Origin of the sequence: Flavobacterium shii, from assembly GCF_025847235.1 — a bacterium.
In the GTDB taxonomy this organism is placed as follows: Bacteria; Bacteroidota; Bacteroidia; order Flavobacteriales; family Flavobacteriaceae; genus Flavobacterium; species Flavobacterium shii.
The window spans coordinates 1-17,540 of sequence record NZ_JAOZEW010000032.1; the positions used below are offsets into that span (position 1 = coordinate 1).

General features: G+C 32.5%; 19 protein-coding genes. 14 read left to right on the top strand and 5 right to left on the bottom strand.

What is annotated here, in order from left to right; translation table 11 throughout:
- Nucleotides 1–93 precede the first annotated feature (93 nt).
- The 8 genes from OIU83_RS21765 (at nucleotide 94) to OIU83_RS21800 (ending at nucleotide 6,811) form a co-directional block, all read left to right on the top strand.
- Nucleotides 94–1,194, top strand: coding sequence for a pyridoxal phosphate-dependent aminotransferase (locus OIU83_RS21765; RefSeq protein WP_264208377.1), 1,101 nt, complete (start codon nucleotides 94–96; stop codon nucleotides 1,192–1,194).
- 161 nt (nucleotides 1,195–1,355) lie between these two features.
- Entirely contained in the window at nucleotides 1,356–2,369 is a 1,014-nt protein-coding gene (gene murB / locus OIU83_RS21770; protein ID WP_264208378.1) for a UDP-N-acetylmuramate dehydrogenase, read from the top strand.
- 125 nt (nucleotides 2,370–2,494) lie between these two features.
- A complete protein-coding gene (locus tag OIU83_RS21775; protein ID WP_264208379.1) occupies nucleotides 2,495–2,953 on the top strand; it encodes a GNAT family N-acetyltransferase in 459 nt (152 codons plus the stop codon).
- Between the two features lies 1 nt (nucleotide 2,954).
- The gene (locus OIU83_RS21780) at nucleotides 2,955–3,569 is read left to right on the top strand and encodes an FMN-binding negative transcriptional regulator (protein ID WP_264208380.1); all 615 of its coding nucleotides are present in this window, start codon (nucleotides 2,955–2,957) and stop codon (nucleotides 3,567–3,569) included.
- An 82-nt stretch (nucleotides 3,570–3,651) separates the two neighbouring features.
- The gene (locus OIU83_RS21785) at nucleotides 3,652–4,761 is read left to right on the top strand and encodes a glycosyltransferase (RefSeq protein ID WP_264208381.1); all 1,110 of its coding nucleotides are present in this window, start codon (nucleotides 3,652–3,654) and stop codon (nucleotides 4,759–4,761) included.
- The gene (locus OIU83_RS21790) at nucleotides 4,752–5,303 is read left to right on the top strand and encodes an RNA polymerase sigma factor (RefSeq protein ID WP_264208382.1); all 552 of its coding nucleotides are present in this window, start codon (nucleotides 4,752–4,754) and stop codon (nucleotides 5,301–5,303) included. Before OIU83_RS21785 ends, OIU83_RS21790 begins: the two co-directional genes overlap by 10 nt.
- A 151-nt stretch (nucleotides 5,304–5,454) precedes the next feature.
- On the top strand, nucleotides 5,455–6,270 hold the full coding sequence (locus OIU83_RS21795) for an energy transducer TonB (RefSeq protein ID WP_264208383.1): 816 nt from the start codon (nucleotides 5,455–5,457) through the stop codon (nucleotides 6,268–6,270).
- 160 nt (nucleotides 6,271–6,430) lie between these two features.
- Nucleotides 6,431–6,811, top strand: a complete 381-nt coding sequence (locus OIU83_RS21800) for a PH domain-containing protein (protein WP_264208384.1) — start codon at nucleotides 6,431–6,433, stop codon at nucleotides 6,809–6,811.
- A gap of 51 nt (nucleotides 6,812–6,862) precedes the next feature.
- Here OIU83_RS21800 and OIU83_RS21805 read toward each other — a convergent pair whose 3' ends face one another.
- On the bottom strand, nucleotides 6,863–7,732 hold the full coding sequence (locus OIU83_RS21805; RefSeq protein WP_264208385.1) for a M48 family metalloprotease: 870 nt from the start codon (nucleotides 7,730–7,732) through the stop codon (nucleotides 6,863–6,865).
- Between the two features lie 276 nt (nucleotides 7,733–8,008).
- Here OIU83_RS21805 and lipA point away from each other — a divergent pair, with 276 nt between their 5' ends.
- From lipA to OIU83_RS21820, 3 genes are read left to right on the top strand one after another with little or no spacing between them, the layout of a single operon-like run.
- A complete protein-coding gene (lipA, locus tag OIU83_RS21810) occupies nucleotides 8,009–8,878 on the top strand; it encodes a lipoyl synthase (RefSeq protein WP_264208386.1) in 870 nt (289 codons plus the stop codon).
- 26 nt (nucleotides 8,879–8,904) lie between these two features.
- Nucleotides 8,905–9,909 carry a type I glyceraldehyde-3-phosphate dehydrogenase gene (gene gap / locus OIU83_RS21815; RefSeq protein WP_264208387.1) on the top strand — a complete coding sequence of 335 codons (1,005 nt, stop codon included), beginning with the start codon at nucleotides 8,905–8,907 and terminating at the stop codon, nucleotides 9,907–9,909.
- A gap of 25 nt (nucleotides 9,910–9,934) precedes the next feature.
- Complete coding sequence (locus OIU83_RS21820; protein WP_264208388.1) at nucleotides 9,935–12,109, top strand: tetratricopeptide repeat-containing hybrid sensor histidine kinase/response regulator; 2,175 nt, start codon at nucleotides 9,935–9,937, stop codon at nucleotides 12,107–12,109.
- Here the strand turns inward: OIU83_RS21820 and OIU83_RS21825 are convergent.
- Genes OIU83_RS21825 through OIU83_RS21840 form a run of 4 tightly spaced genes read right to left on the bottom strand, consistent with a single transcriptional unit; the run spans nucleotide 12,106 to nucleotide 14,430 of the window.
- Nucleotides 12,106–12,918 carry a purine-nucleoside phosphorylase gene (locus OIU83_RS21825; RefSeq protein WP_264208389.1) on the bottom strand — a complete coding sequence of 271 codons (813 nt, stop codon included), beginning with the start codon at nucleotides 12,916–12,918 and terminating at the stop codon, nucleotides 12,106–12,108. The two genes, OIU83_RS21820 and OIU83_RS21825, sit on opposite strands and share 4 nt — an antisense overlap.
- Nucleotides 12,890–13,915, bottom strand: coding sequence for a tetraacyldisaccharide 4'-kinase (gene lpxK / locus OIU83_RS21830; protein ID WP_264208390.1), 1,026 nt, complete (start codon nucleotides 13,913–13,915; stop codon nucleotides 12,890–12,892). The genes OIU83_RS21825 and lpxK overlap by 29 nt, the downstream gene beginning before the upstream one ends.
- A 3-nt stretch (nucleotides 13,916–13,918) precedes the next feature.
- On the bottom strand, nucleotides 13,919–14,200 hold the full coding sequence (locus OIU83_RS21835; RefSeq protein ID WP_264208391.1) for a Txe/YoeB family addiction module toxin: 282 nt from the start codon (nucleotides 14,198–14,200) through the stop codon (nucleotides 13,919–13,921).
- Complete coding sequence (locus OIU83_RS21840; RefSeq protein WP_264208392.1) at nucleotides 14,182–14,430, bottom strand: DUF2683 family protein; 249 nt, start codon at nucleotides 14,428–14,430, stop codon at nucleotides 14,182–14,184. Before OIU83_RS21840 ends, OIU83_RS21835 begins: the two co-directional genes overlap by 19 nt.
- 169 nt (nucleotides 14,431–14,599) lie before the next feature.
- On the opposite strand from OIU83_RS21840, the gene OIU83_RS21845 reads away from it, so the two are divergent.
- The 3 genes from OIU83_RS21845 to OIU83_RS21855 are packed head-to-tail and all read left to right on the top strand — an operon-like array spanning nucleotide 14,600 to nucleotide 17,384.
- A complete protein-coding gene (locus OIU83_RS21845) occupies nucleotides 14,600–15,694 on the top strand; it encodes a Nif3-like dinuclear metal center hexameric protein (RefSeq protein ID WP_264208393.1) in 1,095 nt (364 codons plus the stop codon).
- A 3-nt stretch (nucleotides 15,695–15,697) separates the two neighbouring features.
- Nucleotides 15,698–16,477 (top strand): zinc ribbon domain-containing protein, encoded by a 780-nt coding sequence (locus OIU83_RS21850; protein ID WP_264208394.1) that lies wholly within the window; start codon nucleotides 15,698–15,700, stop codon nucleotides 16,475–16,477.
- 52 nt (nucleotides 16,478–16,529) lie between these two features.
- Nucleotides 16,530–17,384, top strand: coding sequence for an alpha/beta fold hydrolase (locus OIU83_RS21855; RefSeq protein ID WP_264208395.1), 855 nt, complete (start codon nucleotides 16,530–16,532; stop codon nucleotides 17,382–17,384).
- Nucleotides 17,385–17,540: the final 156 nt, after the last annotated feature.

Sequence of the window (17,540 nt, forward strand, 5' to 3'; positions counted from 1 at the left end):
GTAAAAAATCTTATTTTATTCAACGCGTAACATTTCTGGAATCCCAACGTCATACCGTTTCACTGAATAGTTTAATTTAATTCTGAAATAGAGATGAACAATAGAAGAAACTGGCTGAAACAAATAGGATTAGGTACAATAGGATTAGGCTTTTGCCAATTTGAAAGCTTTGCAAATACTCCATCAGATTATATTTTACCCAATTTAGATAATTCTCCTATATTATTAAGGTCAAATGAAAATCCTTATGGTCCTTCTCCGCTTGCTCGTGCTGCAATGACAAAAAGCATAAACAGCAGTAATCGATATGGCTGGAATCTTTGGTCGGAATTAATTTCTCTTATTGCAAAAAAGAATAACGTTTTAGACAACAATATTTTATTAGGTGCCGGTTCAACTGAAATTTTAGACTTAGTCCTTCAACACGCAGCTTTAAATAAAGGTAATTTTATAATAGCCGAAACCACATACGATTACTGGACAGCTCCTTCCGGCAAATTAGGCTTAAAAAAAGTCACTATTCCATTGACTAAGGACAAAAAACACGATTTAACTGCGATGTTAAAAGCTATTAATTCAGATACAAAAATGATCTATATCTGTAATCCTAACAATCCAACAGGGACAATTTGCGACAGAGAAAAATTAGTATCATTTATAAACGAAGCAACCCAAAAAACAGTTGTTTTTGTAGACGAGGCATATATCAACTTTACCACAGAACAATCATTAAGCAACCTCGTTATTGAAAACAAAAATTTGATAATAACGAAAACTTTTTCAAAACTTTATGGATTAGCTGGTGCTCGCATCGGTTATGCAATTGCACATCCTGATACTATTGAGCAACTAAGTAATTTAAAATCATCTACAAATATGTCCGTTAGCGTTGTTTCAGCTTCTGCCGCCATAGCATCTTTAAATGACGAAAAATTTACTCAACAGGCTTATTCTTCAAATCAGGAAGTAAAAAAATACACTATTGATCAGCTTACTCAATTAAATTTAACTTGTATTCCGTCCTATTCAAATTTTATTTATTTCTCATTAGACAATTATAGAAAAGATTATTTCAAGCAATTAGAAGATCATAACATATCAGGAACAAAAATCTACGAAGAAAACGGAAAGTGGACAAGAATTACAATTGGCACTATGAAAGAAATGCAACTTTTTATTGCTGCTTTAAAATAAAGTTTCACAAAAAACTATCTAAAGCTTTTACAAGATATTATAGTAGTAATTTATTTCTTAATGTATTTAATCATCTGATATTTTATAGAAACTCAACACAAAATAGATTATAATCCTTACTTTTGAACTCTCGATTAATTCTACAAAAAAGTTTCTCATTTATGGAAATTCTATCTCAATTTTCTTTAAAAAATCACAACACATTTGGCATTGAAGCCAAAGCAAAACAATTTATTGCTGTACATACAATTGATGAATTGAAAAAGGTTCTAAAAGAAAACAAAAACCAGGAAAAATTCATTTTAGGAGGCGGAAGCAACATGCTTTTAACTAAAGACATTGATGCCCTGGTAATTCATATTGATTTAAAAGGAAAAAGAATAATCGATGAAGATGATGATTTTGTTTGGGTAGAAAGTCAAGCCGGAGAAACCTGGCATGAATTTGTACTTTGGACAATTGAGCAAGATTTTGGAGGATTAGAAAACATGTCGCTTATCCCCGGTAATGTTGGAACTACTCCAGTACAAAATATTGGAGCTTACGGAACCGAAATAAAAGACACTTTTGTTTCATGCGATGCTATAAACATCGAAACTCAGGAAATAAAAACATTTACTCATGCCGAATGCAATTTTGGATATCGAGAAAGTATTTTTAAAAACGAAGTAAAAGATCAATACATCATTACATCTGTAACTTATAAACTAACGAAGCGCAATCATAAAATCAATATTTCGTACGGAGATATTACTGCCGAATTAGCCAAAAACAACATTACAAATCCGAATTTAAAAGATGTAAGTAATGCAGTAATTGCAATAAGACAAAGTAAATTACCTGATCCTAAAGAACTAGGAAATAGTGGTAGTTTCTTTAAAAACCCAATTCTGTTAAAATCTGATTTCGAAAAAATCCATCAGAAATTTCCGGAAATGAAATATTATGATGTTTCCGAAACAGAAGTAAAAGTTCCTGCGGGTTGGCTTATTGAGCAAGCCGGTTTTAAAGGAAAACGTTTTGGCGATGCCGGAATTCATAAAAACCAAGCTTTGGTTCTGGTTAATTACGGAAACGCAACAGGACAAGAAATCCTGGCAATCTCAAAAAACATCCAAAAAACAGTATTTGAAAAATTCGGAATACATATCGAAGCCGAAGTAAATGTGATATAAAACACTAATTTTCAAATTATATAGTGTTGTCAGACTGAGCGGAGTCGAAGCCCTTTATAACATTACAACATCTCGACTCCGCTCGATGTGACAAATATCTAAAAAAACATTTTTCTTCGAGCAAGATGACACAAACTATTTCAATACAAACAGTAAATCCAGACGATAAAAAAGCTCTTCCAATTACAGAGAAATTATCAGAAAATCTTTATATTCGTTTTGGAAGTGATGGAAAGAATTCTTTTCAGGATTGGCAGAATTATAATTCAAAATTTGTGTTTGTCATAGCCCAAATCGATAACGAAATCGTAGGTTGTGGTGCAATTCGACCGATTTCGGAAACCATGGGAGAAGTAAAACGAATGTATTCTAAATATCCACGAAAACGAATCGGGCAAACCATTTTATCTTTCCTTGAAACAAGAGCCAAAGAAATTGGTTACGAAGAATTAATTTTAGAAACACGGATTCAAAATCAGGAAGCAACCCAATTCTATCAAAAATCAAATTATAAAATCATTCCTAACTATGGCAAATATGTAAATAATACAAAAGCTATTTGTTTTGGAAAAAACTTAATATAAAATGTACACACCAGAAATACACAAAGATGAAGATCCGGAAGCAATAAGAGCTTTTCTTAAAGAAAACAGCTTCGGAATATTAATCAATCAAACTCATAGTAAATTATGGGCAACCCATATTCCTATAGAAATCGAAACCAGAGCTGATGGCAAAGAAGTATTATGTGGACATATTTCTAAACTAAATCCACAAGGCGAAGGTTTTATTCAAAATGATCAGGTTTTGGCTGTTTTCACCGGAGCACATACCTATATTTCGCCTTCATGGTATGATCATGAAAATGTACCTACATGGAATTATACTGCCGTACATGTATATGGTCGAATAAAAATCGTGGATCACGAAGCTGCAATCGAATCTCTAAAAAAATTAGTTGACAAATATGAAGCCAACTCAGAGAACCCGGTTCGCGTAGAAGATCTATCTACAAAAACGATGCGACAAGCACACGGAATAATCGCTTTCGAAATTGAAATAGATGAAATTCAGGCTACTAAAAAAATGTCTCAAAACAGAGATGATGTGAACTATAAAAACATAATCACAGCCTTAGAAAAAACAGAAAACCCTCAGTCTATTGCCGTTGCAAAAGAAATGTCAAAATGCCGAAAGTAATTGCATTTTAAACGTTGGAAATCGGGAATTCATAATTACCTTTGCGCTCGCAAGATTCAAAATTAAAAGACATTAAAATCAGATGCTTACAATTATTTTATACTTTTTTATTGCTATCGTTGTTGTACAACTTTCTTATTATCTGGGTGTATTTAGCAAGTTTTCATTTGCTAAAACACAGAATATCACTCCCAAAAGAATTCCAATTTCAGTTATTGTCTGTGCAAAAAACGAAGCTGAAAATGTAGTTAAGTATATTCCGCTATTAGTAGAACAGGATTATCCGGATTTCGAAATTGTTTTAATTGATGATGCTTCAAGCGACGAAACTCTAGACATTTTTGAACTCTTCGAAAGCCAATACCCAAACCTTATCCGTTTGGTAAAAGTAAAAAACAACGAAGCTTTTTGGGGTAATAAGAAATACGCTTTAACACTAGGAATAAAAGCAGCCAAGAAAGACTACCTATTATTTACCGATGCCGATTGTTTTCCAACTTCAAAAAATTGGATCACAGCTATGAGTTCGCAATTTACGATGAACAAAACAATCGTTTTAGGATATGGTGCTTATGAAAGAATAGAGAAATCATTCTTGAATAAAATTATTCGCTTTGAAACTTTACTTACAGCAATTCAATACTTTTCATGGGCAAAAGCAGGTCATCCATACATGGGAGTTGGTCGTAACTTAGCCTATAAAAAAGAAGAGTTTTTTAATGTAAATGGATTTATCGAACATATTCAGGTACGTTCCGGCGACGATGATTTATTTATTAATCAGGCAGCCAATAGCAATAATACGACAATAGCCTATTCTCCTGAAAGCTTTACTTACTCTAAGCCTAAAGAAAAATACAGAGACTGGTTTATTCAAAAAAGAAGACATGTAGCTACTGCTAATTATTATAAAGTTTTTGATAAGATTCAATTAGGCGTTTTTTACAGCTCTCAATTGTTATTCTTTATACTGGCAATTATTCTACTTTCATTCCAATTTCAATGGATTATAGTTTTAAGCTTAGTCGTAGCTCGATACATTGCTATATGGCTTGTTATAGGCTTCTCTGCAGGGAAATTAAAAGAAAATGATTTAAAAGTTTGGTTTCCTATCGTAGAAATTGCGCTTATATTCACCCAAATTAATATCTTTATAACTAATATCTTTTCAAAACCTGTACATTGGAAATAAATTCTAAAATAGAGAAGGCAAAAAGTGGAGACCAAATCGCCTTCACTTTTTTGTTGGATCATTATTGGAATGAGGTTTATAGTTTTATGTTAAAGCGCACTGAAAATGAAACCATTGCCGAAGACATTACTATCGAAACCTTCTCTAAGGCTTTTGATAAAATAAAAACATACAACGCCGAATTTCAATTCAACACTTGGTTGATTGCCATTGCAAAGAATGTACATATTGATTTATTGCGTAAAAAGAAAACTAATCTTTTTATAGAAATTACCGATCAGGAAAACCAACAAGCTTACAATATTGCCGACACTACTCCGTCGGTAGAGGACGAACTGATTACCGAACAAAATCTCTCCAGATTACTACATTGCATCAAAGAATTAAAGCCGCATTATCAGGAAGTAATTCAGTTACGCTATTTTCAGGAAATGAGTTATCAGGAAATTGCACTCAAAATAAATGAGCCATTAAGCAATGTAAAAGTAAAATTACTTCGCGCTAAAAAATTATTAGCAGAAGTGATTAAAAACAAAAGATAATTTACTATCTTTCGGTAAAGAATAAAATATCGCTACCTTTATTCTTAAATAAACAAAAATTCCGCATACTAAAGTTCTTTTATTAACGTTATCAGGTAAAATATTTTTTGCTTATGATTTAACCACTACTTAACCTTTAAACCCGTGAATTATGTTAACATCAAGCATCTACGAAAACAAATGGATTGACCTTGTATTCGAAAACAGAAACAAAGAGTATGGCGCGTATCAATTACGACATGAAAGTTCAAAAAACGCTATTAAAGCACTTTTCATGGGATTATTTTTCACTACGACTATTGTGTGTGCTTCAATGTTTATTACCAATCTGAACAAGGTCGAAATCTTACCCATTATTCCCGATAGTTTACCAACAATTGTACGGCTAAGTGATGTTCCGCACGTGATTGAAGAATCGGCAAAAATGCCTGCTGTAAAATCACAACCAATACAAAATGTTATTGAAAAAAGCCAACTTGTAAATCCTACTATTGTAGAAGCAAGCCAAGCCACGCAAGAAATCGCAAAAGCAACAGAGAACATTGTAGCAGTAAAAACTACAACTGGCGAAAGTACCGGAACATTAACAAATGCTTTAGGAAATGAAGGCACTGGAACCGAAATTACAAAGACTGCAAATCCTGAACCTGGCATCGTTGGTACCAGCGCTCTTGATAAGCTACCTGAATTTCCGGGAGGAATGAACAAATTCTACACGTATGTGGGAAATAATTTTAACCGTCCAGAACTAGACAGCGAAAGAATGATTCGTATTTATGTATCATTTGTAATCGAAAGAGATGGAAGTATGACCGACATTCTTGTAAAAAATGATCCTGGTTATGGACTAGGAAAAGAAGCCATTAGAGTTTTAAAATCTTTAAAAACCAAATGGAGTCCGGGAATGATTGATTCAAAACCAGTTCGAACAGCATATAATCTGCCAATCACGATTAAAGCAGAATAACTATAAAACTAAAAGCAGAATTCAGGTTCTGCTTTTTTTATGCTTTTTTGTTTCTTAAAAAGTAATTATTAGCTACTTATCCAAAGTAGTTTTTTTATAAAATACGCTATCTTTACTGCTGAAATTCACTTTTAGAATCATCAAAAACAAATAATAAATTATGGGAATATTTTCAGCAATACTTGGTAATGCGGGCACTGTAGGTCAAGATGAATTGGTTAAAAATTATGGTCAGCTTTTAACCGACAATGAAGAAATCGAATTGGGTTTTAAACTTATACGCGATACTTTTATCTTCACAACCAAAAGATTAATCCTGGTTGACAAGCAAGGATTAACAGGTAGCAAAACCGAATACAAATCGATTTCTTATAAAAGCATCACACGATTTAGTGTTGAAACTGCCGGAACTTTTGATCTGGATGCCGAATTAAAAATTTGGGTTTCCAGCGAACAGAATCCAAGTATCGTAAAACAATTCAACAAATCAGTAAATGTATATGAAGTTCAAAGAGTTCTTGCTCATCATGTCTTAAAATAAAAGAAAAGCAGAACCGAGGTTCTGCTTTTTTATGATTAGAAATTATCTTTCTTATTTTTTCTTGGTAGTTTTCTTAGCTGGCGTAACTTTTTTTACTGGAGTTACTACAGGCACAGTATTAACTATTTTTTGCTGAACATATGGTTTATACAATCCATCCTTTTCGGCTCTTTTTTTAGCATCATCAGCTCTTTGTTTAGAATCAGGATGAGAACTCATCATTTTATCTAAGAAAGACGCTTCGGTACCTTCACTCATTTTTGCAAGAATTCTAAATGCAGATTCCTCAGCATTAATATTATAACCATTCTTTTTCAAGAAATCATAAGAAAACAAATCAGCTTCAGATTCTTGTTTTCTACTGTGTTTGCTATCAATCATAGCATTCCCAATTTTTACCAATTGTGTATCGGTAAGCGTAGCAATTTTCCCGGATTGTGAAGCCGCTGCATCAATTAAAGCTTCTTTTTTATAAGCTGCCTTCATTGCATCTCTTGAATCATGATTCGCAACGTGTCCTATTTCATGTCCAATAACTGCAAGTAATTCGTTATCATCCATAATATCCATTAAACCAGAATACACACGTACACTTCCATCGGCAGTTGCAAATGCATTTACCTCTTTTAACATATACACTTTATAATTTAAAGTATATCCGTCGCCTGCAGTATGTTTCCCAAACAATCTGTTTAATCTAATTGCATAACCATCTGTTGCAGGTGCAACTTGATTTTTGGTATCCATTTCTGCAACTGCTTCTTTGGATAAAGCCGCAGCATCTGCATCACTAAAAGTGAATCCGGCAACTCCTTTTTGAACTGCTCCTAAAGCTTTCTCTCCTAAATTTATCTGTGCATTGGCTTGTGTAAAACCAAAAGTTGCAAGTAAAACAACTAACGCTATCGAATTTCTTTTCATTATTTTAATTATTAGATTAACTGTAGCAAATATACTACATCTTTAAAATACTCACCTGTTCTAATTCAATTAATTTTGAAGAAAAAAACACCAAACTTTTTTGCAATTCAGAGCTATTTCTTGCAATTTTAATCAAAAAAATATTCATTTCTCTTAATTAAATAATTATTCAAAAAAAAAAGCGTGAACGTCTTTTCATTATCACTTTACAAATTAAACTACAAACAAATAAACAAATAAACAACATTGCTTATCTTTGTACTTTGAAAATTGAATATGGAAAGCCTTATAGATAATAATTTACCTGTTGGAAAACCAAAATGGTTAAAGGTAAAACTCCCGATTGGACAAAAATATACCGAACTACGTGGTTTAGTCGATAAATATAGTTTAAATACAATCTGTACTTCTGGAAGCTGCCCAAATATGGGAGAATGCTGGGGAGAAGGAACGGCAACGTTTATGATTTTAGGGAATGTTTGTACACGTTCTTGTGGTTTTTGTGGTGTAAAAACCGGAAGGCCAGAAACTGTAGACTGGGATGAACCGGAAAAAGTAGCACGTTCTATAAAAATCATGAATATTAAACACGCTGTTATTACAAGTGTTGATAGAGATGATTTAAAAGATGGTGGTTCAATTATTTGGATTGAAACAGTCAAAGCAATTCGTCGTATGAATCCAAACACAACATTGGAGACATTGATTCCTGATTTTCAAGGAATCGAAAGAAATATTGACAGAATTGTTGAAGCTAATCCCGAAGTTGTTTCTCATAACGTAGAAACTGTTCGCCGATTAACACGTGAAGTACGTATTCAAGCCAAATACGATCGTAGTCTTGAAGTATTACGCTACCTAAAAGAAAAAGGAATCAACAGAACTAAGTCTGGAATCATGCTTGGTCTTGGTGAAACCGAAGAAGAAGTGTTTCAGACTATGACCGACTTACGCAATGCAAACGTAGATGTAGTAACAATTGGTCAATACTTACAACCTAGTAAAAAACATCTACCTGTAAAAGAATTTATCACTCCTGATCAATTCGCTAAATATGAAAAATTCGGATTAGAATTAGGCTTTCGCCATGTCGAAAGCGGTCCGTTGGTGCGTTCTTCCTATAAAGCACAAAAACACATACTTTAGTTTTAAATGTTGAATATATTATTTTAATGAATAAAAAAGTACGAATTGCTATTAATGGTTTTGGAAGAATTGGTCGAAATTTATTTCGCTTACTTTTAAACCATCCCGAAATTGAAGTTATTGCTATAAACGATATTGCCGATACTAAAACTATGGCTCACCTAATTAAATACGATAGTATTCACGGTGTATTACCATATAAAGTAAGTAGTGATGATGATGGAATAATCGTGGATGGGAAACATTATCTATTCTTTCATGAAAAGAACATTTCAAACTTAAACTGGAAAAATAGTGATATTGATTACGTAATAGAAGCTACTGGAAAATACAAAACGTATGAAGAGATAAATGCGCATATTTTGGCTGGAGCCAAAAAAGTGATTCTATCTGCACCTTCGGAAGTAGACTCTATAAAAACAGTTGTTTTAGGTGTAAACGAAGGGATATTGGACGGAACCGAAACAATTATTTCAAACGCGAGTTGCACTACAAACAATGCTGCTCCGATGATAAAAATAATCGATGAGCTTTGTGGTATTGAGCAAGCCTACATCACGACAATACACTCATATACAACAGATCAGAGTCTACATGATCAACCTCATAAAGACCTACGCAGAGCCAGAGGTGCAAGCCAGTCTATTGTTCCTACAACAACAGGAGCAGCGAAGGCATTGACGAAAATCTTCCCAAAATTGCAAAATAAAATTGGCGGTTGCGGTATTCGCGTTCCAGTTCCTGATGGTTCATTAACCGATATTACATTCAATGTAAAACGTGCCGTGACTATTGCAGAAATCAACGAAGCATTTGAAAATGCTGCTAAAACCAGTTTAAAAGGGATTTTAGATTATACAGAAGATCCTATTGTATCTGTTGATATCATTGGCAATCAAAATTCTTGTTTATTTGATTCACAACTTACATCTGTAATTGACAAAATGGTTAAAGTTGTAGGCTGGTATGACAATGAAATTGGTTATTCATCTCGATTAATCGATTTAATTTTGCTAACAAGAAAGAAATAAACTAATTATAAAAAGTATTACATCTATGAGATATCTTTTTATTCTAATTAGTTTTTTTAGTTCGTTTTTGTACTCCCAATCCAACCGGAATGCAGATAGTGTTGCCTATTATAATCAACTGACTAATTCCAGTCTTAAAGCCAATAAATACAATCAAGCCCTTCTTTTTACACAAAAGTCAATTAATTTTTGTCAAGCAAATCACAAAACCGAAAGTCAAGCAAATCAAACATTCAAGCTTGGCAAAATTTATTACAATCAGAAAAAATATGATGTTGCTTTAAGATACTTCTTCAAAAGTATAAACTTGTTAAAGAATATTCCTTCCACACTTACCAAAGCACTCACTCTACATTATATCGGGATAACAAACACCGAAAAAGGGAATCATAAAGTTGCAAAGCACTACTTTGATAAATCGGAGTCTATTTTTAAACAACTAAAAATAGTTGATTCCACCCAAACATTAAATCTCCAAAAAGGAATAGCATTAAAAGCAAATCAAAACTATGATTTGGCTATTTCAACATTCAAAGAAATAATTGCAAAACCAGATAACAAATCTATCTTAAGAACCAAAACTGATGCTTATTATCAATTAGGGCTTATACAAAACCTCTTGCAAAAAAATGATTCTGCGATATTCTTTTTAGACAAAGCATTAGGACTAACTACAAAAAGCAATGATCTTAATCAAAAAGCAACTATATTACTAGCTATTAGTCAGTTTTACAAAAAGAACCAAGATTACGACAGAGCTTACACTTATCTCGATGAACATTATCAATTAAAAAATTATATCCTAAAATTAAAAAACTCTAAACTAAATTTTGATGAATTAAAAAAACTCAAAAACACTGAACTTCTAAACGATGCAATTCAAAAAGAGAAAAAGGATCTTGAAGACAAAAAAACATATAAATATTCCAAACTAATAAGTATCCTTGCTATAGCTTTAATTTCCATTTTATCACTTTTAAGTTTATCTTTATATAAAAACAACATTATTCGAAGTCAAAATAATATTATTTTAGAAGAAAAGAACAATGAACTTATTATAGCCAAAAACAAAGTCGAAAAAGCATCTCAAGCAAGATCTGAATTTTTATCAACTGTGAGCCATGAATTACGAACTCCATTAAATGCTATTAATGGAATCACGCATCTACTGATAGAAGATAGCCCTAAAAAATCGCAACAGAAATATTTGGAATCTCTGAAATTCTCAGGAAATTACTTAACTACATTTATTAACCAAATTCTAGAAATCAACAAGATCGACTCTAACAAACTTGAAACAGAATACATTAGTTTCAATCTTAAAGAATTATTAATAAATATTCAAAATTCATTAAAAGAATTAGCTACGGCGAACAAGAACTACTTTTATCTTGACATTGACAAAAGCATCCCGGATAATTTAATAGGAGATCCTACTAAGTTATCGCAAATCATTATGAATTTAATTGATAATGCATTAAAATTTACTAAAAACGGGCGTGTAAAAGTAATCGTTAAATTACATTCATTAAAGGAAGAACAAGCAACTATTTATTTTGAGGTAGTTGATACTGGAATAGGAATACCAGAAGACAAATTACAAACTGTTTTCGAGAGTTTCTCGCAAGGCTCAATAGAAATTAATCGAAAATATGGAGGAACTGGCCTTGGACTTACTATTGTAAAGAAACTAACCGAAATGCTAGGTGGCGAAATTAATCTTAAAAGTGAAGTTGACAAAGGATCAACTTTTACATTTAAATTGAAATTTAAAATAAATAACGAACCATTAGCTATTAAACAAGAAACCAAATTGTACAACGACTACGAATTAAAGAACAAGAATATTCTATTGATTGAAGACAATAAAATTAATCAAATGATTACTCGAAAAATGCTTGAAAATAAAGGCGTAATATGTGAGATAATCGACAATGGAGAAGATGCCATTGAGTTGTTAAAAACCAAACGTTTCGACATGATTTTAATGGATGTCCATTTACCTGGAATAAATGGAACTACTGCCACTAAATACATTCGCGAATTTGATAAAATAACCCCTATTATTGCCTTGACTGCAATTTCACTAGATGAGAACAGGGAAATGTTACTGTCTTTCGGAATGAATGACGTAATAACAAAACCCTTTGTTCCTGATGAATTCTACAGTATCATTGCACGATGTCTCAATGCAAATTAATATTCTAAAATCAAGTTTTTTATCAGTGCTCTCACTTTAGGTTCGGCCATTTTTGCCGCTTCCAATACTTCGTCATGCGAGATTGTATCTATACTTTCTTCATTACCCATATCGGTAATTACAGAGATTCCAAAAGTCTCTACATCCATATGACGTGCTACGATAACTTCGGGCACGGTAGACATTCCTACACAATCTGCCCCAAGAATTTTTACCATTTTATATTCCGCCAAAGTTTCAAAAGTTGGCCCTTGTAATCCAAAATAAATTCCATCATGAATTTCGATATTTAATCTAGATGCAATTTCTTTGGTTTTAATGATCATTTTTCTAGAATATGGTTCGCTCATGTTTACAAATCGAGGACCAAAACGCTCATCATTTTTACCATGCAAAGGATGTTGCGGTGCAAAATTGATGTGATCTTTAATGATAACAATCGAACCTACTTTGTAAGCCGCATTTACTCCTCCCGAAGCATTAGAAACCATTAATTTAGTAACTCCTAAAAACTTCATAACACGAACCGGAAAAGTAACTTCTTCCATTGTATATCCTTCATAAAAATGAAAACGACCTTGCATCGCAACCACTTTTTTATCTCCAATAGTTCCAAAAACCAAAGCTCCTTTATGACCTTGAACTGTAGATACCGGAAAATTAGGAATTTCGTTATAAGGTAATGTGTACTCTATTTCGATATCATTTGTGAAACCTCCTAAACCTGAACCTAAAATCACTCCATATTCTGGCGTGAACTGTGTTTTTGATTTTATATAACTAACTGTTTCCTGTACTTTTTCCCACATAATTTAAAATTGTTGTATCAAAATTGTTTTGATAATTAATAAAAGTGCTTTTTATAGGCAAATAAAATAATTGCGGCGCAATATTAGTGCCTTTTAAGCGAACATAATCCTTTTCGGTTGTAATAATTTTATGTTTTTTTGCTTTATTCGCAATCGTTGTAATATCCGTTTCTGTAAAGTGATGATGATCAGGGAATGTAAGACATTCATCATCGTTAGATTTTAAAAACTCAAAAAATGGTGTTGGCTTTGCAATTCCAGCCAAAAGTAATTTTCGTTCCTTTTTAATTTCTTCGATTGCTAATTTCCCTGTTTGAGAATAAATGCAATCATCATAATCTATATAAGTAAAGTATAATTCTTGTGATGGTTCTAGTTTGAGCTTTCTACGAATATTTTGCTGATCTGATTCCTTAAGATCAGAAGAGCATTTGGTTACAATAACAATATTGGCTCTTTTTGCTCCACTCCTGCTCTCACGTAAATTTCCAGTTGGCAACATCCAATCATCAGCATATAAATCTCCATACGAAGTAAGCAAAATATAAAATCCAGCTTTTACTTTTCGGTGCTGAAATGCATCATCAAGCAAAATAATCTGAGGCTTTTTAGGTTGAGAAAGTAATTTCTGAATTCCGTTTGTTCGGTTAGCATCTACCGCAACTTGAATATTTTTAAACTTTTGAAAAAACTGAAAAGGTTCATCTCCTAATATAACAGCATTAGAAGTTTCATCAGCAAGCACAAAACCTTCTGATTGTCGTTTGTATCCACGACTAAGTGTTGCAACCTGATATTTATCTGATAACAATCGGATTAAATATTCTATTTGTGGCGTTTTGCCAGTTCCTCCCACACTAAGATTCCCAACTGCAATAACTGGAATATCAAATGAGGTGGATTTTAAAACTCCTTTATCAAAAAGAAAATTCCGAATACTAGTAATGATTCCATATAAAATGGCAAATGGGAAGAGTAATTTTCGAAGTAAATTCATAATTTATTTATCAGAATAATGTCCCATGGCTGAAACTATAATAACAGTTACAATTTCATTTTCTACCCGATAAATCATACGATCCTTTTGATTAATACGTCTAGACCAATATCCTTTAAGATTATACTTCAATTCTTCAGGGTTTCCTTCACCTGAAAAAGGGTCTTCAGTTAACTCTAAAAGTATTTTTTCGATCTTTTTTATAGTTGCTTTATTTCCTGATTTATAGTGATTTTTGAAATCTTTACGAGCAATGTCGTCAAATTCTACAAAATACTTCCCCATATATCATCAGGATTTAATCTTGTAGTTTTTCCTTTTTTAATATTTGCTTCTGCTTTTTTAATTTTAGCAATAAACTCAGGACTATATATACTTTCTGTTTTTTTAATTTTTTTTGAATCTGTTTCAATAATTTCGATTCCTTCGACATCTTTAAAAAAGGATTCAGACATAGCGATAAAAGCTTTCCCCGCTTTAGTGCGTTCGTTAATTTTTATTGTTATTGTAGTCATGACTATAAATTTTGAATAAACAAAGATACAACATTCGTAATTATTTAGTACGAATTAGTATTATCATTAGATATGAATAAGTATTACCAGATATAATTATTATTCGTTAATTTGTTTCAGGTTTCCTGCTACTTTATAAAACATGAAACCTGAATCAAAAAAATAAAAAATGAAAATCAAAGAAATATTAGCAGTCCTCGAAGAAATGGCTCCTTTGGCTTACGCCGAAGATTTTGACAATGTCGGGCTTTTAGTTGGTGATTCAGCTACAGAAGTTACAGGAGTTTTGGTTTGCCACGATGCGCTTGAAAATGTAATTGATGAAGCTATTGCTAAAAATTGTAATCTGGTTGTTTGCTTTCATCCAATTCTATTTTCTGGAATAAAAAAAATAACGGGTAAGAATTATGTAGAACGTGCTATTCTTAAAGCCATAAAAAATGACATTGCCATCTATGCCGTTCACACTGCATTGGACAATCATTCACAAGGTGTAAATAAAATATTTTGCGATGCTTTAGGCTTAACAAACACCAAGGTTTTAATTCCAAAACAAAGTTACATTCAAAAACTAGTCACCTATACTACTCCTGATAATTCTGACAAAGTTCGGAATGCAATGTTTGAAGCCGGAGCAGGAACTATTGGTAATTATGACAATTGTAGTTTTAATACCGAAGGTTTTTTTACTTTTCAAGGAAATGAAAACAGCAATCCTGTTATTGGAGAAAAAGGAAAATTACATACCGGAAATGAAATAAAGATTGAAGTTGTTTTTGAAAAACACTTACAATCACGGATTTTAAAAGCTCTTTTTGCTACTCATATCTATGAAGAAGTCGCTTATGAAATTTACGATTTACAAAATGTGCACCAAAACATAGGTCTGGGTATGATTGGAGAATTTGAAACTCCAATGAATGAGGTTGATTTTTTACCTTTTGTAAAAGAAAAAATGCTTGCAGATGGTATCAGACATTCTGCATTTACAGGAAAAAAAATCCATAAAGTTGCCGTTCTTGGAGGATCTGGAAGTTTTGCGATAAAAAATGCAATTCAGGCTGGTGCCGATGCTTTTTTGACAGCCGATTTAAAATACCATCAGTTTTATGAAGCCGAAAATCGATTACTATTAGCCGATATTGGACATTTTGAAAGCGAACGTTATACAAAAAATTATATTGTTGATTATCTTCGGAAAAAAATCCTTAATTTTGCAATCATTTTATCAGAAGAAAATACAAATCCAGTTAAGTACTTATAGAATATGGCGAATACGAAAGAATTAAGTGTTGAGGACAAGTTAAGAGCAATTTACGATTTACAGTTAATTGACTCTAGAATTGACGAAATCAGAAACGTAAGAGGAGAACTTCCATTAGAGGTGGAAGATTTAGAAGATGAAGTTGCGGGTTTAGGCACACGTTCAGAGAAATTGAAAAGCGAACTTGAAATAGTTGAAGAGCAAATCAAGACTAGAAAAAATGCTATTGATGATCATAAAGAAGCCATCAAAAAGTATACAAAACAACAGGAATCAGTTCGTAACAATAGAGAATTCAACTCTTTGACAAAAGAAGTTGAATTTCAGGAATTAGAAATCCAATTGGCTGAAAAGCAAATCAAAGAAATGAAAGTTTCTATTGATCATAAAAAAGAAGTTATCACTGGTTTAAAAGAAAGACTTGAATCTAAGAGTTCACATCTAAAACATAAAAAATCTGAATTGGATGCGATTATGTCTGAGACTCAAAAAGAAGAAATCTTCTTATCTGAAAAATCAGCTGAATATGAAGGATTAATTGAAGATCGTTTATTAGCGGCTTACAAAAGAATCAGAACAAGCGTTCGTAACGGTTTGGCAGTAGTATCTATTGAAAGAGGAGCATCTGCAGGTTCTTTCTTTACTATTCCACCACAAACACAAGTAGAGATTGCATCTAGAAAAAAAATCATCACTGATGAGCATTCTGGAAGAATCCTGGTTGACAGTGCACTAGCTGAAGAAGAAAAAGAAAAAATGGATCAATTATTTTCGAAATTCTAAATAATAATAAAGCCTCGAAATTCGGGGCTTTTTTTATATTAAAATTATAATTTTGGGATTTAAAGAAGGTATCCGTTTCATAACATTAAAATCCGTAGGGCAATATATTAACTTTTTAAGTTATGTTAATCCAGAGAAAGCGGCCCAACTTTCGTACGCTCTTTTTAGCCAACCCAGAGAAGGCAGACTAACCAAAGAAAGCTTACCCCAAGTATTAAAAAATACGAGAACAGAAATCTTTCATCATAACGAGCATGAATTTCAAACCTACACCTGGGAAGGAAATGAAACCAAAATATTACTCGTTCATGGCTGGGAAAGTAATGCTGCACGCTGGCAAAAAACACTACCTCACTTACAAAAATCCGGAAGTACAATTATAGCTATCGATGCTCCTGCACATGGACAAAGTAGCGGTAAAGAATTCAACGTACCTCTTTATGCAGAATTCATTAATAAAGCGGTAGAAAAATACCACCCTACAATTATAATTGGTCACTCTATTGGTGGTGCTGCTTGTGTATATCACCAGCACTTATATCCAGGAACAAGTATTAAGAAAATGGTAATTTTAGGAGCTCCATCGGATTTGCAAACACTCATCAATAATTATATTTCTATGTTAAGTCTGAACGATAAAATGATTCCTCTTTTGGAGAATCGTTTCATTAATCGTTTCAACTTTAAACTTGAAGATTTTTCGGGTAAAAAATTCGCCTCTAATTTTACTATAAAAGGATTGATTGCCCATGATATCGATGATACAGTAGTTGCTTTTGAAGAAGGAGAAAAAATAGCCAGCACTTGGAAAAATAGCCAGTTCATAGCTACAAATGGCTTAGGACACGGAATGCACAACGATGAACTATATCAAAAAGTAGTTGATTTTTTGTTTTCAGAAGTTTGATTGTTCTAAGGTTCTAAGGTTCTAAGGTTCTAAGGTTCTAAGGTTCTAAGGTTCTAAGGTTCTAAGGTTCTAAGGTTCTAAGGTTCTAAAAAAAGCATTCTGCTTTTTTTTTAAAAAATTCACTAAAAATCTAAGAAGTCTAAAAGGTCTAACAAT